The following is a 20,773-nucleotide window of genomic DNA, read 5'->3' on the forward strand; positions in this document are numbered from 1 at the left end:
CCGGCTTGCCCGTCATCGTCGCAGCAGCGCAACGGGCGGGCGCAATGCGCCGCCGAGAAAGATCGTTACGCGGCCAATCGCAACCTCGATCCTTTGCGCCGAAACAAAATCAGTCTGCTTCAGCAACGAACATTTGTATGAATAATGTGTGATTTTTGCTTGGCGACGCGATCGCTTCATGCATAATGTGGGACATAATACTAAGAAGTGAGACACGCCAAGAGCCGTCCAGCGGCCGTGCGAGCAGGAGAGGATGGGTGATGAACAAGGGGCTCAAGATACGTCCGGCGAGAAATGCCTGGCTCGGTGCATCGGCGGCTGCGCTGATCGCGGGGATGGCGAGCCCGGGCTGGGCGCAGGAAGGCGCCGGACCGGTCGCGGCAGACCCGGTCGCGACCGATGCGCCGGCACCGAGCACGCCGGACGAGGAAGGCATCATCGTCACCGGCTTTCGCGCGTCGCTCAACAGCGCGCTCAACCTGAAGCGGAGCGAAACCGCGGCGATCGACACGATCGTCGCCGAAGACATCGGCAAATTCCCCGACAGCAACCTTGCCGAGTCGATGCAGCGCATTCCGGGCGTCTCGCTGGCGCGCGGCGATGGCGGCGAAGGCCGAAACATCTCGGTGCGCGGTCTCGGCGCCGGTTTCACCCGCATCCGCATCAACGGCATGGAAGGCACGTCGCAGACCGGCTCGTCCGACATTTACGGTGCCGGCAATTCCGGGCGCAGCTTCGATTTCAACGTCTTCCCGTCCGAGATCTTCTCGTCGCTGACCGTGCGCAAGACGACTTCGGCGGATGTCGAGGAAGGCTCGCTCGGCGCCACCGTCGATCTGCGCGCGCCCAAGCCGTTCGACTACAAGCAGGATCTGGTGCTGAGCGCGACCGCGCGCGGGGTCTACAACGAGCTCAGCAAGAAGGTCGATCCGCGCGCGTCGCTGCTCGTCTCCAAGCAATTCGGATCGTTCGGGATCCTCGGCTCGCTCGCTTATACCAGCCGCAACATCCGCGAAGTCGGCTATTCGGCGGTGGACGTCCTATCCTCCACGCTGGGCGGCAACCAGCTCGGCACGGGCGCGGCCGCCCAGCCCTTCTGCACGCCGATCGGAGTCACGCCGATTAGCCCCTCGCCCGTCGCACAGGCGGCCAAGGGTGCCACCGCGACAATGTGCAGCACGAACAATCCGCGCACCGGCAGCGTCGCCGCCTACAACACGATCATGGCGCTGCGCAGCGCCGCGGCGCCCAACACGCCGGGCAGCGGCGCCTTCTTCCCGCGCATCCCGCGTTTCGTGAACTCGGAGCAGGACAACAAGCGCTACGCCGCATCGCTGACCCTGCAATGGCAGCCGAGCGACGACACCGACATCTCGATCGACGGCCTGTTCTCCCGCTACGACGTCACCCGCCGAGACAATTACATCGCCGGCCTGTCCTTCGGCCGCAACGTCAACAATAACGGCCAGCCGATGGTGTCGGTGCGCGACATCGAATTCGACCAGAACGGATCTTTGGTCTACGGACTGTTCGACGGCGTCGACGTTCGCTCCGAGGGGCTCGAGGACCATTTCGTCTCGACCTTCAAGCAGGTCAATCTGAACTTCAAGCACCGGTTCAGCGATGCGTTCGTGATCGACGGCATGTTCGGCGTGTCGCGATCGCTGTGGGACGGCAAGGAGCGATTGCAGACCTTCATCGACGCGATCGACACCGACAGTTTCGTGATCGATTATCGTGACGGCAAGACCGTTCCGACGATCGGCTTCGGCTTCGACGTCTCCGATCCGACCAATTTCGCCTATGCGCCTGCGCTCGCCGACGGCACCGTGCTCGGCGGCTTCAGCACCCAGGGCAAGCCGTCGCGCAACGTCATCGACAACAAGACGTTCGAGCTCAACGGCACCTATGAGGTCGCCGACGGCTTTTCGATCAAGGTCGGCGGCCAGTGGCGCGAGGGCGACAGCCGCGCCCGGACCGCGGCGCTCTATCTCGGCCAGAACCTCACCCAGATGCTGCCGGCGGGAACGACGCTCGCCAGCATCACCCGTCAGATCGAAGGGGTGGACAAATTGTTCGGCATGGGCGCGCCGGCGAGCTGGGCCTCGGTGGATGCCGACAAATGGCGCGAGACGTTCGGATTCCCCGACAGTTTCGACTTCTGCACCACCGCCGATTGCGGCAGCGGCACCTCGCAGATCCGCGAGCGCGTGAAGAGCGCTTACGTGATGGTCAATTTCGACACGCGCGATTTCCTGCCGATCCCGGTGCGCGGCGATCTCGGCGTTCGCTACGTCCACACCGATCAGCGTTCGGTCGGCTACCTGTCCCGCGCGCTGGCGACCAGTCCGACCGGCGTGACCGCCGTCGCCAACGAGGTGAACCGCTCGTACGAGGATTGGCTGCCGTCGATGAACCTGGTGTTCGAGTTCACGCCGAGCCTGCTCGGGCGACTGTCGTTCGCCGACGTCATGTCACGTCCCGAATATGGCCCGCTGACGCCCAGTTCGGCGTCGATCACGGCGACCACCCGCAACGGCACCGCCAACAATCCGTTCCTGGATCCGATCCGCGCCACGACCTTCGACGCCTCACTGGAATGGTATTTCCGACCCGGATCCCTGCTGTCGGTCGCCTATTTCCACAAGGACATCAAATCGTTCATCCAGACCGCATCGAACCAGATCCCGTTCAACCAGCTCGGCTTGCCCGACGAATTGCTGAACGGCACCAACTCGGTGCCCACGGACATCTTCACCATCCGGCAGCCGCTCAACACGCCCGGCGGCCCGCTCAAGGGCGTCGAGGTCAACGCCCAGGTTCAGCTCGATTTTCTCCCCGGCTTGCTGTCGAACTTCGGGATCCTCGCCAATTACACCCACGTCACCTCGAAGATCGACTACATCCTGCAGTCCGGCGGCACCTACAATGCCGATCTCGTCGGCCTGTCCAAGGACGCGGCCAGCGGCACCCTGTTCTACGAGGATGATCGCTTCAGCATCCGCGCCACGGCAAGCTATCGCGGCCCGTATATTCGCGGCATCATCGGTGCGAACGGCAACGATTATCAGGGCAATCGCGGCAACACCTTCGTCGACGCCTCGGCCTCCTACAATCTGACCAAGAACTTCAAGCTGATCCTGGAAGCGCAGAATCTGACCGACGAGCGCAACAGCCTGTTCATCGACAGCGCCCGTACCGACACCCTGTTCGAGACGCGGATCGGCCGGACCCTCACCTTCGGGGCCAATTTCCAGTTCTAGCGCTCCGGTTCACAGCCTGCTTCCCGATCTCAGGTCGGAGCTGACCGCCGGACCTGGAGATGACCGAGCTATGGTGGGCCGAGAAGCACCGGTGCGTCCGCCACCAGGTCGGTGGGTCAGCGCGCGCGGTGGATGCGACGGCTGCGGTGGACGTGCCAGAAATGGCGGGCGAGCTGGATCATGATGATCACGGAGGCGATCGCGATCAGCGCGGATTCGCCGCTCGATCCGTCCTCCGCCTCATGCGCGGCGGCGGACAGGCCGATGAAGGGCATGACCAGCAAGGCCAATCCGGTGACGATCTGGTCCACTGCGTTGTTCATCGCGTGCTCCTCGCCTGCCCTGCCTTTACCAAAGAAACGCACGCGGCGTCCATGGGTGCCGCGGCGGCCGGGACGGACCCGTCCGTTTCGGCCCGAACTTCCCGGGCGGCGGCGAGACACCGCCGCCACGCGCGGATGGAGAGACGAGCAGACCCGCGCGACTTCGTTTGCTAGCGGCGCTTGCACGAAGTTGCGCCGGGGTCGCGCCGCTTCGCCACATGCCGGAAGACCAGCCCGCCGCGCGCCTGTCCGGCGTGATGCTCAGGCCCACTTCGCGTTGGAAGAGTTCGCGACACAATTCCATCCTCTTGGGCGTTCTGCAGCAGGCCTGCGACGACCGTATTGACCGATATTACGGTTGATTTTCAAACGGCATCGTGCGGCTCGGCGAACCTGCACTGAGCGGTGTCTCCGATCCCGTCGCACCCGGCGGCGGACCGGCGGCGATATGGAACGTGCGCCCTTAGCGCGCCAAATCGCAAGCCGGCCGCCGGTCGGTATTCTGTTCTTGTCCGATCCTGTGCCTTCAAGGAAGGGCATGCCCGCGGCAGAGGAATTGCCCGCCCCCGGCGATGGCTCAACGAGTTCGCACGCGGAAAGCAAGCGGCGGAACATAACAGGAACGGCAGCCCGGGTCAATCTTCAAATGCGCTGAACTCAAGAGTGCAGTCCTTCGTTCGCCGGGATGTTAGCTCCCGCCACGGCGGACCTCCTGCGCCCGACCAAACGAATGGCAGCTAAGCTCCCACAAAGCCGACATCGAAGCGTCAGCGAGACGAAGGTCCGCTCCTGACCTGCAAAGCGGCGCCGCTCAGGACCTGCGGTGGACCACGATCGGAACCCGCGGGACAATGGCCCGCTCCGAGGGATTCGAACCCCCGACCCTCAGGTTCGAAGCCTGATGCTCTATCCGGCTGAGCTAGGAGCGGTAGCCGGCACCCTAATCCGGATGGCGGTGCGGCCGCAAGGAGGGCGCTGGTGCGGAGCCCCGCACCTCCCCGGCGCTCGCCGTTCCGAGCTGCCGGGGCGGTGTCTGTTATTGGATCCTTTGCAGACTTTCGGACGCGGCATGGTGACGAAGTTCGCTACAGCCGGAAACGACCCATCCCGGACGTTGCTGTCATGACCCCGAAGGCTCCCGCGCTACTCGTCGCGCGAGGTGCCGAAGGCGCTGGTTCGCCCAAGGCGCGGCAGCGACCTTGCCCAGGTGAGGTTCCAATTCTCGTTGGTCGGCCTCATCCAAGCCTGGAACCCACTGGAGCGCGAGCTCGGCCCAATAAGCCGATAGCGACAGAGCCGCCCGAACTACCTTCCATAGCGGAAAGGGTTCACCGCCAGCCTCTCTAAAAGCCCCGCGAACGTCATCGAGGCGGTTCTCCAATAGACCGACCGCCCTCCAGTATTCCGCATCATTCAGGCCCGAGCACTGGCCTCCGCCGCAGATCTCCCAACCACCGGATTGTGCAGGCCGGATCGCCAAGTCGTTTCCGAAGGAGATTGCGGGAGGCTCGGCCGATGCGCGTAATGGGAAGGTCATGGAGCGAAGCTACTCGCTTGATCCACTCGGTCAACGTCGCGTTTCCACCCTGCCCGGCTGTTCGGGTAGCGCACCGACGCCGGTCACGGCTACGTCCGGTTTCACGAGGCAGGCAGACGATCGCGCCGACGCGCGATCAGATCGGGACGGTCGACCCGGTCCGACCCGTTGCAGCCGTGCGGCCGTTAAGGCATACGGGAGTGCAGTGGGTCTTCTGCGAGTTGGGGGTCGTATCTTGAGTAATTTTCTTGGCGCACGGCTGATGCTGTTAGCGGCTTTGGTCGGATGCGGCGGAGTGGCCTCTGGGCAGGTGGCCCCGAAGTCTCCAGTTCACGTCACAGTGAACGGGGTGCTGTTTCTGTGTCCGCAGCTCGTTCAGCATGGGAGCGCTCCCGCTGAGCCCGAATTAGCTAAACTTGGATTTCAAACTTCTATCGGAAGCGGCGAAGGCTCGCTTCAGTTCGATGCGATTGAGAACAGCCGCAGCATTTTGAACGTCCGGTACGAAACCGCCGATAGACGTTGCATCCTCAACTACGCTGGTGCCGGCTATGAGCAAATCTCCGGAGTCGTGCGGGATACGGTCGTCAAAAATGGCCTGAAGCGGCTCACCGGCGGAGACAAGGATGGCGCCAAGGCCGATGTTTTTGAAGGACGCGTGCCGGGGCGCGCGAACACAGCTAGAGTGATCGTCATCGAAAACTATACTGATCGATCGGCAGCCATTAGCTATTCAGAGCGATGACGGTGGTCCGCCGCCGCGGCGCGACTCACGATGCAAGTCCACTTCGGTTTTGATCGGACCTGCAGCCGAATGTCTCGAATCGACCCGATTTCGCTGTTCCCGGCGCGATCACCTGGCGACCTGACGAAGGTCCGCTTCCGCGCGGCACCCTGCCGTTCGCCGTCGGCGTGCGTCGTGTGGGGATCTAGGACGTGCTTCGACCCGTTACAGACGTAGGATGCGCCGCGAGGGGGGTGCTAGGTTCGCAATGATGTGCTACTCGCTCATCATGCGATCCGTGTTTCTCGAAGGTATTGCGAGCGAAGAATTGGCGCTCCATGGGCTTTGTGCCGAGTTTCCCGATCAAGCGGCTTTTTCAACGAAGGTGGTCTTCGATCCTGACGGAAAGAACGCGATCGGGTGGCTCTACGTCGGAGAGGAAGATGAGCCGGATGAACAGTTGGGACCATTTCTGATCCAAGCCGACTATTCGGGGCGGCACTGGAATTTCGATGCGAAGGAGGTGGTCGTAGAGGCGCTGCGTCGCGTCCAGGCGCGAATTGGCGGTGAACTTCGAGACTACGGAAACTGAGCCTCTTTTCGTCCGTCTTCCACTCGAATGAGCTGTCCCCGCCGGCAATGGACGCGGCGGCCAATGTCCGCTCCCGCGCGGCAGGCTGACCTTCGCGCCGGCACAAGGCCAGATCGGGGCAGAAGGCCGGCTGCGACCCATCTCGGACATAGCCTGTTGCATACCTTCCGCGACTATTCCCGTAACGGATTTATCGTAGCCGCGGTTATAGGAATCCATCGCTAGTATGGCCAGAAACAGATCGTCTTTCATGTTTATATTTCCGTACTGAAATTACCGGGGCCAACGGCCCCCTTTAAATCGTTAAACCTCGTTGGCTCATAAGGCTTGCCATCGACCTTCCAGTGGTTGCGCCTATACTTGCTCAGCCATGGCAGGCGGGTCGAAATGGATCTCGTCACCGGATCTTCGACTATTTGGATCGTAATTCTTCGGAGCTTGACGCCGTCGCCGAAATACGCCCCAAGGTCGCTGGCATCGAGTTGACGAACCGATGACGGCTTTGCCGGATCGGCGAACACGACCATCAGAGGGTAGTCGGAGGGGCCCAGCACAGCTGAAGCGCGTTGACGCTGAAGGCGATCGATCCAGGCTTTATAGTCCGGCGAACCCCCGCCCGCTTCTCTCGTCGGCCTATTCAACTCCTCGAGAAAAGCCTTGAGCGGAACATGAACCGCATAGTCTCCATCCATAGGCTTCGCCGTCAACGCGAACAGAGTTTTCCCGTCCGCCAGGTCCACGGCGACGGCTTCACCGCTCATGTCAAACGTAACACGCCGCCCGAAGTCCCAGATGGGCGCTTCGATGACCCGGACCTCGATCACGCTCGAGCCTGAACGAAGTCCCGCCGGCGTATCAACCTCGACAGCCAATCGGTACCGGAGAGCATGTGTTCGATAGATAAGCGCACAGGAAGCAAGAAGAGCTGCGCAGACGATCATCAGCAAGCACAAACCCGCACTTCGGATTGCACGGTCGGAACTCGGGGCTGGATCAAGCTTCATATCACCTCTTGAATGCACCGCCTCTTAAATAGGATAGGCAAGATTCGACAACTTTCCGTGTGTGCAATGTAAAGTTCTTGATGCCGAGCGCCTCGCACTGGGAAACAGGCATCGGCGGCGTTGGGTGGAGTGCCAGATCAACACGCACCAGCGTTGCCGCAAATAACAATGTCGGGCTTCGTAAAGTTTTCGGTGGCGTCCCGAAGCTCCTCGACGACCTCATCCAGAAGCGGCAACTCCACAGCTGGATTTGACTGCTTTGCCCTCTCAAGAGCCTCGTCCGCTTCGACCAACAGCGTCGCTACCAGCAGCCAGTCGTATGAGTCCAGCGTCGCGCGTTGGGCCAACAAGTCGTGCGCTCGCTGAGCGGCCTCTGAGGCTCTATGAAAAGTGTCGCTCATCGGGGCAATGATGCCCCGGTGTGTCGGGTTCAGCAATGTCGCTTATCCGCCTTCCCCGGCTGTTGCCGGCGCCATTACTCCACTCGGCAGCCAATGTCCGATCTCGCGCTCGCAGGCTGACATTCGGCGCCGGCGTGTGCCAGACCGAGACGGTCGCCCGGGCCTATGCGTCGCCGTCTTTCGTCACTCTCATGCCGGAAGGCTAATCCGACGAATGTCGGACTTCCACCCGATTCAGCTGTTGCCGGCGCGATCTCAGGCCGCGGCGGCGAACGTCCGGTTGCGCGCGACAGGCCGACGTTCGTGCCTTGTCGCGCTTGCCCGCGCTCCTACAGCCGCCTGCGACCCAGAGCGGACCTTAGGTGTGAGCCTTCAACTCAGCCAGAGTCCCTTGGAGGCACGGAATTCCATCCCCTGAACATTGGGCGGCGAGAGCAATCTCGCGCCTCATCCGGTCCAAGTCGCTGCATCCGTGACCAGCTGCGAAGTTAAAGAGAAACAAGGGCTGTGGGTTCAGACGCCTGACCACGGCCACGTCTCGTAGAAGCACGCCATAGCCGACGCGCTTGTCGCGCCAGAGCCATTGACCGTCGGACATTTCCTGCGCGTAGAACACCAGCTTCGGCGCGTAAGGAACAGGCGATGGCCTCAACGACGTTGCGAGCTGCCATCCCGACCGGAGCGGGCAATCGCCGCCTGAACAGCAGGCGAGGGCCGCGAAGAAAACGGCGGCTAGTGTCCAATTCCCCCAAGTTCTCATTCACCGACGATGGCGCAGCTAACGTCCACTTTCCACCCTTCCCGGCTGTTCCCGGCGCGATCGACCGGCGCGGCGCGCAAGGTCCGGTTACACGCGCCAGGCGAAGTCGGTCTGGCCTAGGGCCGCGCCGGACGCCTACAGCGCGAACCGACCCGAAGTCGAACCTCCCGTCTGGGGCCCAGAAGTTGGAAAGCGGAGCACCCTCACAAGTGAGCCGGGCGTCTCACCGATCGACGTAGTACATCAGATGTTAGACGAAAACCCTCGACAGCGGTTGAACAGAGCCGACCTGCGCTTGACGGCGTCGAACGCCCGGGATCAGGAAAGCGTCGAGAAACCACCACGCCATCCACGCCAGGATCATTGCTGCCCACAAGGGCGGGACGGCAACGCCGCCGACCCACAGCGAACTCTTCTTCGACATGACCGAGCCAAGCGCCAGACCGCCCCAGAAAAAGCCCGCCATTGTCGTAGCCGAACGGAAGGCACCCAGATACATGCGATGCGCCGCAAAGGTGCCTCCGAACCACCACAGGACATAGGCCAAAGCGAGGCTCTTGGGCGGTTTGGTGAAGGTGGGCTGGAGCAAGGCTGCCGTTTGGAAGGCCGAGGATAGGACCGAGGACTGCTCTGCAAGCTTGCGACTGCGTTCTGCGGCCAGGAATGCTCGCGCTTGTGGCGACAGTTCCTGATCGTTGTCGCTAGGCGAATGCGCTGCCCCGAATTGCGGTTTCGACGAGCGCTCGCTGCCTGTAGGTGAACCCTTGCGTCCAAAGCCGGTCATATTAGCCCCCTGCGCTTCTACAGCGGCTACTAGATGCAATGCATTAAGAGAATGTTTGCAGCCGCGTCTGACTGCCCCCGGCACCATGTATCTTTTGAGCGGCAATCTCGAGGCCACCTGCAAACCTTCGATGCCTCGCATCCACCCCATTCAGCTGGTGCCGGTGCGATCGGGGACCGCGGCGGTGAACGTCCGGTTTCGCGCGCCAGGCAGATGTTCGCGCGTGATCGGAAGCGTTCCGCCTCTTACAGCGCCTAGCGACCCTAGTCGGACGCCAGACGTTCGGTCCTGGGATCGTTTGAAAGCTTGGTGATCAACTCGTCCAATTCTTTGAATGTCTGACCAGCCTGTGCCGCTTGCTCGCATGCCGCACGCGCGGCGCGTTCCAAGACTCAGGTGCAGCCGTGTTCCGTCGGATTATCTGTCTGCTTTCGATCTCCGGGAGCTTGCCGCTTCGATGTCTGTCGCCGTCCACCATCCCCGCTCAGCGAGGTACCCTCCAGCGACACTAAGCCCCGACAGGTTCGGCCGCGCAGCTGGGAGACGAACGAGCAAGAGGTTGAGCAATCGATGACGACGCTCCTCGCGCAGGTTCCCAAACAGAAGTGAGCTCCTCACGAATGTCGCGAAACCACCCTGCCCTGTCATTCCCCCCCGAATCGCCGGGCGGTCTCACGAATGTCGGGCTCCGCGCGGTGCCTGACGTTCGCCGGCGGCGTGCTCCAGATCGAGCGCTACGACGCGGTCCGACCCACTCAGCTTCACGATCGGTTTGGCATCCCGATCAGCGGGCGCTATAAGCGGCGTGTCGGAAAAGGCAGACTTGGTTTGGTAAGCCCAAGTCCTCCCGGTAACGGGAGCTCTGGTCTTTGGCTTCGTGCACGAGATCCCCGCGACGAACGAAAGGACGCCTTGTGCGTCCCCGCGTTCGTCCATGTGGGTCTCAGCTTCGAGAAACGCTCCGGTCGAACGTCGACAGCGGAGCCGAACCATGAACGAATTCACCCCCGATCACCACGATGTCCTGATTGCCGGCGCTGGTCCGGTCGGTCTGTTCCTGGCTTGCGAGCTGCGGTTGGCCGGATGCTCGGTGTTGATCCTCGAACAGGCGATATATCCTTCCACGCCGCTCAAGCGCGCGCCCCTTGGTTTGCGCGGTCTCTCCCTCGCGACGATCGAAAGCTTCGACAGGCGTAACCTGTTGGAGCCGCTGAAAGCACGGATATCGGCCCGCGAGATCGCGGCCGCTGCGCCCTGGATGAAAGAGGAGCGAAGGCCTGGCGGGCATTTTGCCGGGATCAAATTCTTCCTCGACCAGATCAACCAGGAGCGCTGGTCTTACCGCCTGCAAGACTCGGCCAGCCCGATGGCCGCCGATCTGGAGAGCATCGGGGCCGTTCTGACGGACCGCGCGCTGCAACTGGGGGTCACGATCAGGTACGGCCTAAGCGTTTCGCACGTTGGTGCAACGAACAGCGATGTGACCGTGCGCGCCAGCGGAGAGACGTTTCGGGCAAGCTGGCTCGTCGGCTGCGATGGCGGCCGCAGCGCAGTGCGCAAGGCGGCGGGCTTCGGTTTCACCGGCTCGGAGCCCGAGTTCACCGGCTACTTCGCCGAGGTCGAAGTGGCCGATCCATCGATGCTGGAACCCGGTCACCACGATACATCGGCCGGCACTTACATCTTCGACCTGCCCCACATGATCAGAATGGTGGAGTTCGACGGCGGGGCACATCACCGCGGCAAACCAATCACCCGGGATCATCTCCAGACGGTGCTGCGCCGCGTTTCCGGTAAGAACGTCGAACTGAATTCGATCGGCCAAGTCACTACCTGGACCGATCGAGCCTATCTCGCGACCGAATATCGGCGAGGGCGGGTGCTGCTCGCTGGTGATGCCGCACACATCCACTCTCCGCTGGGTGGCCAAGGCCTCAACCTCGGTCTTGGCGACGCGATGAACCTGGGCTGGAAGCTCGCTGCGACGATCCGCGGCGACGCCGCCGCTGAACTCATCGACAGCTATCAGCTCGAGCGTCGGCCAGTCGCCGAGCAGATACTCGACTGGTCGCGCGCGCAGGTCGCGCTCATGCGACCCAGCCGAAGCGCGCAAGCACTTCGCGCGATCGTCGGCGACCTGATTGCCACAAGGGAGGGCGCAACCTATTTCGCCGAGCGCGTTTGGGGCGTGTCGCTGCGCTATGACCTGGGCAGCGACCATCCACTCGTCGGACTCAGCGCCCCCAATTATGAGATCGACGACGGTACGCGCCTGAACGAACATTTATCACGAGGGCGTGCGCTTCTGCTCGACTTTCGTGAGAGCGATCGTTTGCGGACGCTTGCCGATCGGTACCGCGACCAAGTGACCTATTCACGGTGCAACTCGAACCATCCGTCAGCCCTACACATCCTCCTGGTTCGCGCCGATGGCTTTGTCGCCTGGGCAAGCGAGCGCCCCTATGAAGAAGCTGACGTCGTCCAAGCTATAGCGCAATGGTTCGACGCCGCAGGGGATCTCGGCAGGTCCACGGCGCCATAGGTAAGCGTTCGGCGTGTCCGCCTTAGCTCGGTCGCCTGCCGACAGCCGCCAGAGCACTTTCACCAGCGCCTGGGAATTCGACCTTGCGAAGCTCATCGACGAAGCGGGATTCCACAAGGCCTACCTGCGGCCAGGACAGAGAAGTCGAGCTGAAACGCGAGCCCATCAACGTAGCCCCGGACGCTCCAAGCTGAAGACCATGGCTGGTCCGCCCTGGCCCGATCCTTCGCCTGTGTTGCCAACTTCGACGCGCACGGCTGGGGCCGAGAAACGGGGTACCAGAGGGGTACCAGCGGGGTACCAGACAGCGGGTGTTGGTACTGCCGCCGAATGCGGTAGGTTGGCGAACATGAAGATGGACACGATAGACGAGCGCCAGCGGGCGGCGATCCTACGCCTGACCGCGGCCGAGCGGGATTGCCTCAGACGCTGTCTGGACCATCAGACTGCGAAGCAGATGGCGCTCGATCTTGGCATCTCTTCGCACGCCGTCGAGAAAAGGTTGAAGATGGCCCGCGCCAAGCTCGGACTGTCCTCATCCCTCGAAGCTGCGAAGCTCGTGGAGGCGATAGAGCGGTCCGGTCGGCTGGGACCCGGCTCGTCGGACCTTTCGCCGAGCGATGTGAGGCCGGATGGAGGCGGCGCCGTTGCCGCCCCGCAAAACGAGACCGGGCGGAGCACGCGGCGGCGCCTGTTCTTCATGGTCTCGGGAGCGATGCTAATGAGCTTTATTGCTGCAGCAGCCTTGATGATGTGGGTTCAGTCAGCCGGCGCTATCGAAGGCCGGGCGAGCCCGTCGGCAACGGTCCCGACGCCCCCGCCCGCCGCATCCAGCGCCGTGCCGGCTGCCGGCACCGAATCCGCGCTGCGGCGCCTCGTCGCCGGCCTGGCGAGCGGCGCTCCCGACTATGGCAAGCTCTCTCCGCAATTCGCAGAGATCGTCCGGCGGGATCTGCCCATGACCCATCCCATGTTCAAATCGCTGGGCGCGCTCAGGTCGGTCACCTTCCGCGGCCGCGGCCCGCGGGGCGACGACGCCTACGATCTGGTGTTTGCCAATGGCGCGGTGCTGATGTCGGCCGCGCTCGACGCCGAAGGCAGGATGGCCGGCGGCATTCTCGCACCCCCCGACGCCAAAATCCCCGGCTTCTGACCGGAGGCTGCCTTGCGGGACGAAGGAGGGCCTGCGCCCGGCCCGTTCCGTCGATGGGGAACCGCGAGTCTCCGGCCTCCACGCGCTTCGGGCAGTTGCCGGAAGTCGAGCCAAATCTCGGCTGCCGGCGCTGCCGCGTCCGCGGGATCGCCACGGTCAACCGGCTCCGGGTCGTTGCGGGAGGGAGGCAAGGAGGTTCTCCAACCGGCAGCAAACGCCCAGGATCAGCCATCGCATCGCCGTTTCCAAGGCTCCGAAAGCTCACACCGGATCAAGACAAAAGATGCGACGCTCGGCCGATGCAAACCAGATTTGCGTTCGGCGTCGTACCCTCTCGCAAGAAGGTAGAATATCATGAAGGTTTTCAGCCATGTCTGCTTGCCCGCTCTCGTCATGACCACGGCGCTCGGGGGCATCGCCGCAATTTCGGCCGCGCCATCGACATCGGCGATGGCGGCGCAACCGCCATCCGCACCTGCGCGCGAGACCCGTCCAACGGGAACATTGGATGCCTCGGCGCGCCAGGACGTTGTCGCAAGCCTCAGCCAAGCGCTACGCGACCGCTATATCTTTCCCGACGTTGGAGAGCGAGCAGCAGCCCGGATCAGTGCCGCGCTGAAGGCCGGCGCGTATGACGGCCTGGCGGATCGGACCGCCTTCGTGCAAAGGCTGGACGCGGATGTCCGCGCGATCGCCAAAGACAAGCATCTGAACATCCTCTCGCCCGGCGGCGGACCGCCGCCGCGCCGGGTCGCGATGCCCGCCGATGAGGAAGGTATCACCCGCGCAGACAAACTCGCAGGGAATATCGGCTACATCGAAATCGTCGGGTTCCCACCGCCTCAGGCGTTCAAGCCTGTCGCGGACCGGGCCATGTCGGCTTTGCAAGGCAGCCGCGGGCTCATCATTGATGTCCGCCGCAACGGCGGCGGTTCCCCCGAAGGCGTCGCCTATCTTGTAAGCTACCTCGTCAAGCAGAGCGTGCCCCTCAGCACCATCATTTCACGCACGCCGAAGACGCAGGAATTCACTCGGCAGACGTTCAGCAGCACGCCGACCCCGGTCAGCTTTGCCGATATTCCCGTCTACGTGCTCACGAGCAAGGATACCTTCTCGGGCGGAGAAGATTTTGCCTACACGGTCCAGGCGCTGAAACGAGCAACGATCATCGGTGAGGTGACCGGTGGCGGTGCCAATCCGACCGGCCCCGTCGATCTGGGTCACGGCGTGATCGCCACGATACCGTTCGGGCGATCCGAGAACCCGATCACCAAGGCGAATTGGGAAGGGCGCGGCGTGCAGCCCGACGTATCGGTGGCCGCAAGCGACGGGCTGGAGGTGGCGCTACGGAGGGCAGGAACAAGACCCGCCAAGGAGATCGCAGCGGCGTCCGTCGAACGCGTGTTCGCACCCAGGACGACCGCGCTCCCCGGATACGAAACCGCGATGCGACAGCTGATTGCCGGCTATATGAGCGGAGCGCCGGATTATTCCATCATGACGCCGAAATTCGCCGATCAGACCCGCCGGGACCTGCCTCGGCTGAACGCAGAGCTCATGCCGCTGGGCGCGTTGCGGTCGGTCCGGTTCCGCCGCCCGATGATGGGCGGCGGCGAGTTCCTACTCCAGTTCGCCAACGGAAGTCGGATGATGCCGATCGTGCTCGACGAAGACGGCAAGATCGTTGCGGCGTTGCCGCCGATCCCGGCGCCTCCGGAGCAGTAGGAGGACAAGGCCGCGGCCGGGCTTGAGCTGGATAGGAGCGCGTGAGCGCAAGTTCGAAGCCAACGCGGCAATCGTCGTCGGTGTGCCGGCTGTCGTCTTCGGCGCGCTTGGCCAGAGCGCGCGCCGGTGATGGACTGCCCTCAGTCCTGGCCCAATCATTTGAGCGGCTATCCAGCCTCTGGCCGCTTGCGCCGAAGCCGCCGTTCGTCCAGCTTCGGAAGGAAGGATGGAAACCGGGAATGTCCGGACCGTCCTGTTCGTACTTGCGTGCCCGGCGTTGAACCAACGCCGTGAAGAGGGGTGCATGATGAACAAGGTTGCGCTGCTCACGTCGGCTCTCGTCCTGGCTGCGGTCGCGCCGACACCGGCCGCCGGCGCTTGCGCGACGGCGGCGTCGGCGGATGGACCGCAACTGCCTTCGACGGCGGCGGTGGTGCGTCTCGCCACGGATTGGGTCGATCGGATCAACAGGGCCGATGATGCCGCCTATCTCCGTTTCGTGGAAGAACGGGGACCGGTGTTGCTCGGTGGGTCGGAGCAGTGGCTGCAGCTGCGCGAATTCCTGCGCGGAATGGAATATTGCGGGGTCAAATCCGCGACGGCCGACGCCGTGGAGCTGTGGGTGTTCGACCCCAATTTCGACTCCTACGGCTCCTGGCGGTTCAAACCGGCCGCGACCGCCGCCGACAGAATCGAATTCATGGGCGGATCCCACGAAGACGCGGGACCGCCAGGCGCCGAGCGGCCGGCCGCGCTCCCGCTGCCGGCGCTGGTCAAGGCTGTCGAAGCGCGCGCGGCGGGCCGCGCGGCGAAGGATCAGTTTTCGGGCGCCATATTGCTGGCGCACGGCGGGCGCGTGCTGTTCGAAAAGGCCTATGGCCTCGCCGATCGAGCGTCCCGCAAGCCGAACAGGCTCGACACCCAGTTCCGGTTCGGATCGATGGGCAAGATGTTTACCGCGGTCGCGATCATGCAATTGGCCGAGAAGGGCAAGATCGATCTCGATGCGCCGATCGGACGCTATCTCACGGACTACCCAAACCAGGACATCGCAACCAAGGTGACCGTCGCCCACCTGCTCAGCCATACCGGGGGCACGGGCGACATTTTCGGACCCGACTTCGACCGCAACAAGGCGTCGCTGCGCAGCACGAAGGACTATGTCGCGCTGTACGGCGACCGTGCTGCCGAATTCGCACCCGGAAGCCGCCAGATGTACAGCAATTACGGCTTCATTCTGCTTGGGCGGATCGTGGAGCAGGTGTCCGGCCTCGGCTACGACGAGTATATCCAGCGTAACATCTTCACGCCGATCGGAATGGGTTCGACTGGAAACCGGCCGGAGAGCGACGTTCTGCCGCGCCGCGCCGTCAGCTATATGGGTTCGGGCGCGCGGCTGAAGAGCGCCGCCGACACGCTTCCGCTGGGCGGTACCGCGGCCGGCGGCGGCTATGCCACGGTCGGCGACTTCCATCGGTTCGTCGGGGGGCTGACGTCCCACCGGCTGCTGCGCGGCGAGACGCTGCAGAAGCTGATCGACGGCGGCGTGATGGCGGACGGGCAGTTCGCCTCCTTCGACTTCGGCGGAACGCTGCCCGGCGCGGGACGGTTCATCGGCCATGGCGGCGGCGCGCCGGGAATGAGCGGCTCGCTGCACCACTTCCTGAACAGCGGCGTGACGGTGATCGTGCTCGCCAATCGCGATCCGGGCACCGCCGAAAGCATCGCGATGTTCGCGGCGCACCGCCTGCCCGCCGGCCGACCGGATGCGAGCCAAGACGCTGCCCCTGCTGCGAGGTGATCGTCTGCGTGCCCGGGCGACCAACAGACTTGCCGCTCCAAAAGAAGTACGCTCCGGCGAAGCACCTCGAGCACGCGCGGCCATCAATGGGGGACAGGATGACGGAACTGGAACTTCGTGAGCAGATCGCGCGGCTGGGGCCATGGCACCACGACGTAGAAGTTCGGCCGGGTCTGAGGACCACCGACATATCGTCATTGGCCGACAGGACAGATGGCCGCACGCCCGGGATGTACCGGCCCGACGACCAGATCAGACGGCTGAGCGAAAACCTCTTCGACGGCGACTTCGACGGCCGCTCCTTCCTTGACTGCGCGTGCAACGGCGGTGGGCATGCACTCGCTGCCGCCCGGCTCGGCGCCGGAGAATGTTTCGGCTTCGACGCCAGAGACATCTGGGTACGACAAGGGCAGTTCCTGGCCCAATTCGGACCTCATCGAAACATCAGGATCGAGAGGATGCAGCTCAACGATCTACCGGCTCGCGGGCTCGGCACGTTCGACGTCACTCTCTTCAGTGGGATCTTCTACCACCTTCCCGACCCGATCCAGGGGCTGAAGATCGCCGCCGATCATACCCGACAGCTGATCATCGTGAACACCGTTGCACGACGCGGGAGGGGGGACACTCTTCAAGTCGTTCACGAGAGTTCGGAAGAGAGTATGTCGGGAGTCGATGGACTTGCATGGCTGCCCTCGGGACCGAATGTTCTCAGGAAGGTTCTGAAGTGGTGCGGTTTCCCCGCGACGCGGCTTGACTGGATGACGACCACCTCCCGCGGCTGGAGCCGCATCCAGATGATCGCGGCGCGCGAGGAGAGCGCCTTCAGCACGTACGATCGCAATCGGCCGGACGTCGCAGGACCGCTCTACCGTCGAGCCTGGGGACGCGCTTACCGATATGCGGAACGGTTTCTCCCCCGCTAGAACATGGTAGCGCTCGGCATCGAAATCCGATGTGCGTGCCGCGCTGGCGGGGGTTCCAAGCTCGCACCCTCCCCACGCCCCGCCTGCCTCTTGCCAGCCCCGGCGCGGCTCGCCATGGGAGGGCATGCGCCGTAAAGCCCGTCAGCAGAGCAAGCCCGAAAACCGTCCCCGCTTCTGGGGGCGCCACGCCGTCGCCGCCGCGCTCGCCAACTCCGAGCGCCGGATCGTCCGGATCTCGGTGACCCGCGAGGCCGCCGGCGAGTTCGACTTCGATCCGGCGATTCCGGTCACCTATGCCGACGCCGCCGATCTCGGCCGTCTCGTGCCCAAGGATGCGCCGCACCAGGGGATCGTCGCCGAAGTCGAGCGGCTCGAGGAGATATTGCTCGCCGAATTGCTCGATCAGGCGGAGGACGGCCGGCCGCTGATCGTGCTCGATCAGGTCACCGATCCGCACAATGTCGGCGCCATCCTGCGCACCGCAGCCGCGTTCGATGCGCTCGGCATCGTCACCCAGGATCGTCATGCGCCGCCGGAATCCGGTGCGCTCGCCAAGGCGGCGAGCGGCGCGCTGGAGACGGTGCCGTGGGTGCGGGTGGTGAACCTCGCCCGCGCACTCGACGAGATGGCGGAGGCGGGATTCTGGCGGATCGGCCTCACCGGGGAGGCCGAGACCAACCTCAAGGACGCGCTCGGGCCGCCGCGTGTCGCGCTGGTGCTCGGCGCCGAGGGCGAAGGCATGCGCCACAACACCCAGCTCCACTGCGATGCGCTGGCCAAACTGCCGATCAGCGACAAGATCGAGAGCCTCAACGTGTCCAACGCTGCCGCAATTGCGCTCTACGCCGCCCGCACCGCCTGACGGCGCCGCTTGCATCCCTCGGCGCTGCGGCGGCATAGTCGCCGCGACACGCCAGGGGGAATGACATGATGCTGTTTCGGATCGCCGCGGCCGGGGCGCTCGCCCTGCTCGCCGCCGCATGCCTGCTGACGCCGGGCCGCTTCGATGCCGCGCTCGACGTGCGCCGCGACGGCAGCTTCAGCTACCGTTATGCCGGCGAGATGATTTTCGTCTCGCCGGGATCGGCGGCCGCCGCCGCGGCGGCCGAGGAGGAGCCGTTCAAGCCCGAGGACCAGATCTGCACCGGCGCGGGCGGTGACGATGCTTCCGACGCGGCCGGGGACGAGGCACGCGAATGCACTGCCGAGGAGCTTGCCGAGAAGCGCAAGGAATATGAGGACGGGCGCGCCGAACGGCTCGCCAAGAAGAAGCAGGAAGGCGAAATCGCCAAGCAGATGTTCGGCGGCATGGACCCGTCCGATCCCAAGACGATGGAGGAGTTTGCGCGCCGCCTGCAGGGCAATGCCGGTTGGAAGAGCGTCCGTCACAAGGGCAACGGCGTGTTCGACGTCCAATATGAGCTGAGCGGCCGCCTGGACCACGACTTCGTCTTCCCGGTCTTCCCCGAGGTCGACATGGTGATCCCGTTCGTGAAGGTCGGCCGGCTCACCGGCAATCGCGTCAAGATCGTCGCGCCCGCCTTCGTGCAGTCGGCGGACGGTGGGCTCAAGGCGCTCGGCGCGGCGATGCAGGGCCAGAGCGGCGCCGCCGAAGCGGGGCTGAAGAAGCCGGAAGGCACCTTCACGCTCACCACCGACGGCGAGATCCTGACCAACAATACGCGCGAGGGGCCGAGCCGCCAGGGCACCGGCCGAACCCTCGAATGGACGATCGGACCGCTCGACACGAACCGCCCGGAGGCGCTGCTTCAGCTCTGAGGAGCCGCGAACACGCCGGCGGCCGCGCGCGCTCCCGGCAGGTCACGCGCTCAGGATTTGCGGGACGAGTCTCAGTCTTCCGCGGCGATGGTCACGCGCAGACCGTCGAGCGCGGGGCCGAACTCGATCTGGCAGGACAGGCGGCTGCTGGCATCGCGCTCGCCGGAACTGTCGAGAAGATCGTCCTCGTCGCCGCTCATCTTGGGCAGCCGATCGGTCCATTCCGCATCGACATGGACGTGGCAGGTCGCGCAGCTGCAGCAGCCGCCGCACAGCGCCAGCAGCTCGTCGAAGCCGGCGTCGCGAATATTCTCCATCACGCTCCAGCCGTTCTTGCCCTCGATCGTCTTCTCGGTGCCGTCGCGTCCGACGATGGTAAGCTGCGCCATGTCTTTTCTGCTGTCCTTCGATCGAAAAGCGGGAAGTGTCGGGTCCGCGGCTATGCTAGGCGGCTGGCCGGTTGGCAAGGCGGGAGCAGGACATGGGGATCGAAGCCGAGGCGCTGCAGGCGTCGCTGGACGCTTTGGCGGCACGCGATCCGAGGATCGCGGCGGCGCTGGCAAGAACCGGCTATCCCGAGCCGCGGATCAGCGAGCGCGGCTATCACACCCTGCTCCGCGCGATCGTCGGCCAGCAGGTCTCGGTCAAGGCGGCGGCATCGATGTGGGCCAAGCTGATCGCGGTGGTCGGCGACCCGCCTGCCCCAACCCGGCTGCTCGCCGCCAGCGACGAGGATCTGCGCGGCGCCGGCCTGTCGCGCCAGAAGATGGCCTATGCCCGCAGCCTTGCCGAGGAGGTCGTCTCCGGCCGGCTCGATTTCGACAATCTGCCGAGCGACGACGAAGAGGCGATCGCGCACCTGGTGCGGGTGAACGGCATCGGCCGCTGGACCGCCGAAGTCTATCTGCTGTTCGCGGAGGGGCGCAGCGACATCTGGCCGGCGGGCGACCTTGCCGTGCAGATCGAGGCCGGCCTCATCCTCGGCCTGCCGGAACGCCCCAGCGAAAAGAGCCTGCGGACGCTCTCGGAAGCCTGGCGGCCGCATCGCGGCGCGTTCGCGATCTTCACCTGGCACCATCGCAAAGCGATCAAGAATTCGGATGGGAGCGAAGCGCCGGTCTGACGGCCGGCTGCGCGCCCCTCCGACCCGGCTTGCGCCGGGCGGGCACTCCCTGCCCTCACCCTCCCACCGGCTTGCGCCGGGCGGGCACCCGAGCCCTCACCCTCCCACCCGGCTTGCGCCGGGCGGGCACCCGAGCCCTCACCCTCCCACCCGGCTTGCGCCGGGCGGGCACCCGAGCCCTCACCCTCCCACCCGGCTTGCGCCGGGCGGGCCCCTCCCTCTCCCCGAAACGGGAGAGGGGTTTTCAGGGGCGACTCGTCCCCTCTCCCGTTTCGGGGAGAGGGAGGGGCCCGCCGCGAAGCGGTGGGAGGGTGAGGGCAGTAGGCCATTGACGGC

Annotated in this window: 16 protein-coding genes and 1 tRNA gene; 11 read left to right on the forward strand and 6 right to left on the reverse strand. The window is 64.4% G+C overall.

Translation table 11 applies throughout. The annotated features are described in order from the left end of the window. The first annotated feature begins 260 nt into the window (after positions 1–260). A complete protein-coding gene (locus ETR14_RS01800; RefSeq protein WP_129383087.1) occupies positions 261–3,263 on the forward strand; it encodes a TonB-dependent receptor in 3,003 nt (1,000 codons plus the stop codon). 116 nt (positions 3,264–3,379) lie between these two features. Here ETR14_RS01800 and ETR14_RS01805 read toward each other — a convergent pair whose 3' ends face one another. Together ETR14_RS01805 and ETR14_RS01810 are read right to left on the reverse strand one after the other, a co-directional pair. Next, a complete protein-coding gene (locus ETR14_RS01805) occupies positions 3,380–3,586 on the reverse strand; it encodes a hypothetical protein (RefSeq protein ID WP_129383088.1) in 207 nt (68 codons plus the stop codon). An 852-nt stretch (positions 3,587–4,438) separates the two neighbouring features. Then, a tRNA-Arg gene (locus ETR14_RS01810) sits at positions 4,439–4,515 on the reverse strand. An 843-nt stretch (positions 4,516–5,358) separates the two neighbouring features. On the opposite strand from ETR14_RS01810, the gene ETR14_RS01815 reads away from it, so the two are divergent. Then, a complete protein-coding gene (locus tag ETR14_RS01815; protein ID WP_129383089.1) occupies positions 5,359–5,868 on the forward strand; it encodes a hypothetical protein in 510 nt (169 codons plus the stop codon). Positions 5,869–6,145: 277 nt separating this feature from the next. Then, positions 6,146–6,439: a hypothetical protein gene (locus ETR14_RS01820; protein WP_129383090.1), complete on the forward strand. Its 294-nt coding sequence runs from the start codon at positions 6,146–6,148 to the stop codon at positions 6,437–6,439. 254 nt (positions 6,440–6,693) lie between these two features. On the opposite strand, the gene ETR14_RS01825 is transcribed toward ETR14_RS01820, so the two are convergent. The 3 genes from ETR14_RS01825 to ETR14_RS01835 all read right to left on the reverse strand — a co-directional run bounded on the left by ETR14_RS01825 (position 6,694) and on the right by ETR14_RS01835 (position 9,388). Next, positions 6,694–7,263, reverse strand: a complete 570-nt coding sequence (locus tag ETR14_RS01825) for a hypothetical protein (protein WP_129383091.1) — start codon at positions 7,261–7,263, stop codon at positions 6,694–6,696. A 317-nt stretch (positions 7,264–7,580) separates the two neighbouring features. After that, the gene (locus ETR14_RS01830; protein WP_129383092.1) at positions 7,581–7,844 is read right to left on the reverse strand and encodes a hypothetical protein; all 264 of its coding nucleotides are present in this window, start codon (positions 7,842–7,844) and stop codon (positions 7,581–7,583) included. Positions 7,845–8,854: 1,010 nt separating this feature from the next. After that, on the reverse strand, positions 8,855–9,388 hold the full coding sequence (locus ETR14_RS01835) for a TM2 domain-containing protein (RefSeq protein WP_165356269.1): 534 nt from the start codon (positions 9,386–9,388) through the stop codon (positions 8,855–8,857). 991 nt (positions 9,389–10,379) lie between these two features. Between ETR14_RS01835 and ETR14_RS01840 the strand changes: the two genes are divergently transcribed. The 7 genes from ETR14_RS01840 (at position 10,380) to ETR14_RS01870 (ending at position 19,314) form a co-directional block, all read left to right on the forward strand. Further along, positions 10,380–11,930, forward strand: a complete 1,551-nt coding sequence (locus ETR14_RS01840; RefSeq protein WP_129383094.1) for an FAD-dependent monooxygenase — start codon at positions 10,380–10,382, stop codon at positions 11,928–11,930. 457 nt (positions 11,931–12,387) lie between these two features. Next, entirely contained in the window at positions 12,388–13,083 is a 696-nt protein-coding gene (locus ETR14_RS28700; RefSeq protein WP_206185940.1) for a hypothetical protein, read from the forward strand. 354 nt (positions 13,084–13,437) lie between these two features. Next, positions 13,438–14,808 (forward strand): S41 family peptidase, encoded by a 1,371-nt coding sequence (locus ETR14_RS01850; protein ID WP_129383095.1) that lies wholly within the window; start codon positions 13,438–13,440, stop codon positions 14,806–14,808. A gap of 304 nt (positions 14,809–15,112) precedes the next feature. After that, positions 15,113–16,609, forward strand: a complete 1,497-nt coding sequence (locus ETR14_RS01855) for a serine hydrolase (protein WP_165356270.1) — start codon at positions 15,113–15,115, stop codon at positions 16,607–16,609. Beyond that, positions 16,606–17,535: a DUF1698 domain-containing protein gene (locus tag ETR14_RS01860; RefSeq protein WP_129383097.1), complete on the forward strand. Its 930-nt coding sequence runs from the start codon at positions 16,606–16,608 to the stop codon at positions 17,533–17,535. Before ETR14_RS01855 ends, ETR14_RS01860 begins: the two co-directional genes overlap by 4 nt. A 124-nt stretch (positions 17,536–17,659) precedes the next feature. Further along, complete coding sequence (gene rlmB, locus ETR14_RS01865; protein ID WP_129383098.1) at positions 17,660–18,397, forward strand: 23S rRNA (guanosine(2251)-2'-O)-methyltransferase RlmB; 738 nt, start codon at positions 17,660–17,662, stop codon at positions 18,395–18,397. A 65-nt stretch (positions 18,398–18,462) separates the two neighbouring features. Continuing rightward, positions 18,463–19,314, forward strand: coding sequence for a hypothetical protein (locus ETR14_RS01870; protein WP_129383099.1), 852 nt, complete (start codon positions 18,463–18,465; stop codon positions 19,312–19,314). 71 nt (positions 19,315–19,385) lie between these two features. Here ETR14_RS01870 and ETR14_RS01875 read toward each other — a convergent pair whose 3' ends face one another. Then, complete coding sequence (locus ETR14_RS01875; protein WP_129383100.1) at positions 19,386–19,703, reverse strand: 2Fe-2S iron-sulfur cluster-binding protein; 318 nt, start codon at positions 19,701–19,703, stop codon at positions 19,386–19,388. Positions 19,704–19,795: 92 nt separating this feature from the next. Here ETR14_RS01875 and ETR14_RS01880 point away from each other — a divergent pair, with 92 nt between their 5' ends. Beyond that, positions 19,796–20,437 (forward strand): DNA-3-methyladenine glycosylase, encoded by a 642-nt coding sequence (locus tag ETR14_RS01880; RefSeq protein WP_129383101.1) that lies wholly within the window; start codon positions 19,796–19,798, stop codon positions 20,435–20,437. The last annotated feature ends 336 nt before the right edge of the window (positions 20,438–20,773 follow it).

This window comes from Sphingosinicella sp. BN140058 (genome assembly GCF_004135585.1).
Classification (GTDB): Bacteria; Pseudomonadota; Alphaproteobacteria; order Sphingomonadales; family Sphingomonadaceae; genus Allosphingosinicella.

What these genes read in the sequence shown, in the direction of transcription:
- rlmB (WP_129383098.1), top strand. Translation starts at nt 17,660, where the DNA reads ATGCGCCGTAAAGCCCGTCAGCAGAGCAAGCCCGAAAACCGTCCCCGC.
- ETR14_RS01850 (WP_129383095.1), top strand. Translation starts at nt 13,438, where the DNA reads ATGAAGGTTTTCAGCCATGTCTGCTTGCCCGCTCTCGTCATGACCACG.
- ETR14_RS01835 (WP_165356269.1), bottom strand. Translation starts at nt 9,388, where the DNA reads ATGACCGGCTTTGGACGCAAGGGTTCACCTACAGGCAGCGAGCGCTCG.
- ETR14_RS01870 (WP_129383099.1), top strand. Translation starts at nt 18,463, where the DNA reads ATGATGCTGTTTCGGATCGCCGCGGCCGGGGCGCTCGCCCTGCTCGCC.
- ETR14_RS01875 (WP_129383100.1), bottom strand. Translation starts at nt 19,703, where the DNA reads ATGGCGCAGCTTACCATCGTCGGACGCGACGGCACCGAGAAGACGATC.
- ETR14_RS01840 (WP_129383094.1), top strand. Translation starts at nt 10,380, where the DNA reads ATGAACGAATTCACCCCCGATCACCACGATGTCCTGATTGCCGGCGCT.
- ETR14_RS28700 (WP_206185940.1), top strand. Translation starts at nt 12,388, where the DNA reads ATGGCGCTCGATCTTGGCATCTCTTCGCACGCCGTCGAGAAAAGGTTG.
- ETR14_RS01830 (WP_129383092.1), bottom strand. Translation starts at nt 7,844, where the DNA reads ATGAGCGACACTTTTCATAGAGCCTCAGAGGCCGCTCAGCGAGCGCAC.
- ETR14_RS01880 (WP_129383101.1), top strand. Translation starts at nt 19,796, where the DNA reads ATGGGGATCGAAGCCGAGGCGCTGCAGGCGTCGCTGGACGCTTTGGCG.
- ETR14_RS01855 (WP_165356270.1), top strand. Translation starts at nt 15,113, where the DNA reads ATGATGAACAAGGTTGCGCTGCTCACGTCGGCTCTCGTCCTGGCTGCG.
- ETR14_RS01805 (WP_129383088.1), bottom strand. Translation starts at nt 3,586, where the DNA reads ATGAACAACGCAGTGGACCAGATCGTCACCGGATTGGCCTTGCTGGTC.
- ETR14_RS01800 (WP_129383087.1), top strand. Translation starts at nt 261, where the DNA reads ATGAACAAGGGGCTCAAGATACGTCCGGCGAGAAATGCCTGGCTCGGT.